The organism is Oceanobacillus sp. NCCP-135, assembly GCF_059698015.1.
In genome coordinates this window covers 1-2,983 of record NZ_BAAKSZ010000062.1, presented here as the reverse complement: position 1 = coordinate 2,983, position 2,983 = coordinate 1, and the positions used below count along the sequence as shown (strand labels likewise).

Annotated in this window: 5 protein-coding genes; 1 reads left to right on the top strand and 4 read right to left on the bottom strand. The window is 31.3% G+C overall.

Annotation, left to right across the window (positions count from 1 at the left end; all coding sequences use genetic code 11):
* Positions 1 to 38: 38 nt before the first annotated feature.
* From AC6HVZ_RS19435 to AC6HVZ_RS19425, 3 genes are read right to left on the bottom strand one after another with little or no spacing between them, the layout of a single operon-like run.
* Positions 39 to 404, bottom strand: a complete 366-nt coding sequence (locus tag AC6HVZ_RS19435; RefSeq protein WP_497559776.1) for a DnaB-like helicase N-terminal domain-containing protein — start codon at positions 402 to 404, stop codon at positions 39 to 41.
* Entirely contained in the window at positions 394 to 663 is a 270-nt protein-coding gene (locus AC6HVZ_RS19430; RefSeq protein ID WP_497559775.1) for a replicative helicase loader/inhibitor, read from the bottom strand. Before AC6HVZ_RS19430 ends, AC6HVZ_RS19435 begins: the two co-directional genes overlap by 11 nt.
* On the bottom strand, positions 660 to 1,178 hold the full coding sequence (locus AC6HVZ_RS19425; RefSeq protein ID WP_497559774.1) for a hypothetical protein: 519 nt from the start codon (positions 1,176 to 1,178) through the stop codon (positions 660 to 662). Before AC6HVZ_RS19425 ends, AC6HVZ_RS19430 begins: the two co-directional genes overlap by 4 nt.
* 222 nt (positions 1,179 to 1,400) lie before the next feature.
* Here AC6HVZ_RS19425 and AC6HVZ_RS19420 point away from each other — a divergent pair, with 222 nt between their 5' ends.
* Entirely contained in the window at positions 1,401 to 1,532 is a 132-nt protein-coding gene (locus AC6HVZ_RS19420; protein WP_497559773.1) for a hypothetical protein, read from the top strand.
* Between the two features lie 72 nt (positions 1,533 to 1,604).
* On the opposite strand, the gene AC6HVZ_RS19415 is transcribed toward AC6HVZ_RS19420, so the two are convergent.
* Positions 1,605 to 2,102 (bottom strand): hypothetical protein, encoded by a 498-nt coding sequence (locus AC6HVZ_RS19415; RefSeq protein ID WP_497559772.1) that lies wholly within the window; start codon positions 2,100 to 2,102, stop codon positions 1,605 to 1,607.
* Between the last annotated feature and the right edge of the window lie 881 nt (positions 2,103 to 2,983).

The following is a 2,983-nucleotide window of genomic DNA, read 5'->3' as shown; positions in this document are numbered from 1 at the left end:
AAATCATATGACAACTTTTTTGGCTATAAAGTTCTTTATCAGGACAACGGTCTAGGCTGCAAACAATATGAATTACATAATTGTATAGACCTCCTGACTTTGAATGTCTCCCTTACAATTTTTTGATAGTAATTAAATGTTTCTGTAGATGGAACAGATTCTACAAGATCAACCAGATAAGAAACATTTCCTATTTTCTCTATTGTATCGGAATCTAGTTTGGATATTATCGTAACAGGGTCAATAGGTTCCTCATTAGCATCTAACTTCTTCATTGTCTTATAAATAATCTGATGTTCTTCAAAGTAAAACTCAAAAGGTTTAAGTGTACATTCTTTTATTAAATAACTTTCTAACAATATACTTCCAAGTACTGATTGCTCTGCCTCTATATTAGATATCATCATAATGTTTCAACTTGTTTCTCCTTTCGTCTAGCTTCTTTAAAAAAGAATTTTCTACTCTTTCAAATGCTGCAATTTGACTTATTGTAGGTGGATAATTACTTGCATAAATGTGTTTTTTTAATCTATTCACTACAGGCTCATAAGGCATATCCTTTAATTGGTTAATCCAAAAATCTAATTTTTCATCGGAAACCTCAAAAAATGGATAAGCCAAAGCAATCTCTGTAAAAATAGAAGTAGCCTCTATTTCTGTCAATCCAACTCATCCTTTCTCATATTTCTCTTTTCGATAATTTCTTCTAACAAAGACAGATTTGATTGTTTTCTATTTGATTTATTTTTTAATTTATTTAAGTTCTTCTCTTTATTATTAGTGGACATCTTCTGGTCACTGGCAGGATAATTCTCGGACATCTGTTGGTCATTTTTATTGAATACATCCCAGTCAATTACGGTAACAATGCTATATTTATTAGTTGAGTTGATGGATAGATATCGCTTCGATTCCAATATCTTCATCCATCTCCACAACGTTCTACCACTTACTTGATACTTTGTCTGCATGTCGCGATTAAACTCCCTCTCTATTGAATCCCTACCTGTGACAAACTGGCCAGAATTGAGTTGAATCGTTTGATTGTCAATTAATACTTCACGTTTCTTATATGAGGCTTTCATCAAACAAAACAGCCATAATCTAAGTTTAAGGGGATCCTGCCAAACTGTGCTTTGCATTAATTTTCGGTATAACTTTACATACCCTTGATTCATCGTCTTTCTTTACCTCCTCTTCGTTCAATTTGAAATATAATACCTGCAAAAATTTGTGATTTTAATAGTTACCTTAAAGTTTTTATTTTCAAATAATTTATAGTATAAATACATCTTACCTGTGAGGTAGAGAAACTTTGATTAAAACGTATAACTTTTTAAATACCTATCATATTTTATCTTCCTACTCATATAGTTATAGAAAAAATAGGAGGGAACTAAATGCTAAATAGAATTATTAGGAGAATAAAATTAACAAAGGATGAAAGAATTGCGATACTTTTTGTGAAAGCAGCAAAAAGGAGTACAAGAATAACTGGTGCAAAATTAGTGGGTGTTAGAAAACTGGATTAACAAAAAATGCACAACAATACCCTAGATTTATCAATTTTTCTAGGGCTTTGCTGTGCAGTATACACAATTTAATCAATCACTTGTATTTCTATTTGTTTTTAAATCGACCTTATAGTATTCTAGTCCCTTTTCTAGCAAGATATTTAGTAAAGCATTAATCCTAAAAGATTTATTAGTGCTAAGGGTTTTTATTGTATTATACATTTCTTCTGTTAAGAAAAATGTCTTTTTCTCTTTTAATAAGGAATGATTAACCTTTTGATATTCTTTGAACATGATATATTCCATATCGATATCTTTCTCATCACTCTTCCGTTTTTGGCTATCTTCCTTCCTATTAACAAAAGGAGCATCGACTGATAAAACTACAATTCTATTTTTAATATTTCTTCCTAATGACTCTTCTGCTGCAGTGCCTCTGTATTTATATTCATTTTCATCTTTATCATATTCAATTGCTACATTTGCAAGTTTTCTTTCTAAATCCTTTGACTTGATACCTACCATAGATGCAACCTCACCTATGGTTTTGTTATTATTCAATAGTTCCAATGCCTCTAAAAACGTCATTGTATCACCTCCAAACTTTTAAATTATTATATCTTCATTTGTTCCATATTCTAATAACCTTTGGAAAGTTTCTTTACCGAGTTTTAATTGCTTTTAATCAAATTCAAATTCAGTGCATATTGTTTTCGGATTTTTAAATGTATCAGGTCGGAATTTATTCGGAATGCCTTTTGAAAATTTAAAGGTCATTAAGCAGCATAAAAATCATTCCATTACAAAGTCTTATAGTTACGAATAATCGTTACCAACAATAGATACGAACATATTTTCAAATATGCCTTTCAGTTAATTCTGCTGTGATTTTCTATCAATAGTAACGAATGTGGGAAACCTTGTTGCTTCTAAGCATTTCTAAGAATGTCGCATAGTCATAGTTAATTATCTATTATAGATATGAGTAAGAGACACCATCAATAGATACTGTTATTGGTTACGAATTAATCATTTCTCTATGAGGTAAGGATTTATCAGGTTCAAATATTGCAACTATTATGAAAGGAATTAATCATACTCCTGTAATGGTAAAAGATTAAAAATACAAGTATACATTTGATGGTTTCAACATATTCGCTTACCTAAATATTCATGTGATTATTACAGTTTCATAAGGAGAACTGGGTAGGTTTAGGTATACCCAGTTCACCTTATGAACGGCTTCATATACCTAAAGGTTCAAAACAGCTTCACATCAACAACCTTTGACATTGAATAATTGGACTGCCAGACGACTATTACTACTGCCATGCCCATAAAATGGACCAAATTTGTTTCTTGATGAGCAGTTGCATTTCAGTCTGAACGTTACCATTTTATAAGTAGAGTAGGAGGAGGGATTTCGCCCTCCGACCTCTCATCAAACCGTACGTGCAGATTTCCCGCAT

Coding starts and splice junctions, on each gene's coding strand:
- AC6HVZ_RS19435 (WP_497559776.1), bottom strand. CDS start 404: ATGATATCTAATATAGAGGCAGAGCAATCAGTACTTGGAAGTATATTG.
- AC6HVZ_RS19425 (WP_497559774.1), bottom strand. CDS start 1,178: ATGAATCAAGGGTATGTAAAGTTATACCGAAAATTAATGCAAAGCACA.
- AC6HVZ_RS19420 (WP_497559773.1), top strand. CDS start 1,401: ATGCTAAATAGAATTATTAGGAGAATAAAATTAACAAAGGATGAAAGA.
- AC6HVZ_RS19415 (WP_497559772.1), bottom strand. CDS start 2,102: ATGACGTTTTTAGAGGCATTGGAACTATTGAATAATAACAAAACCATA.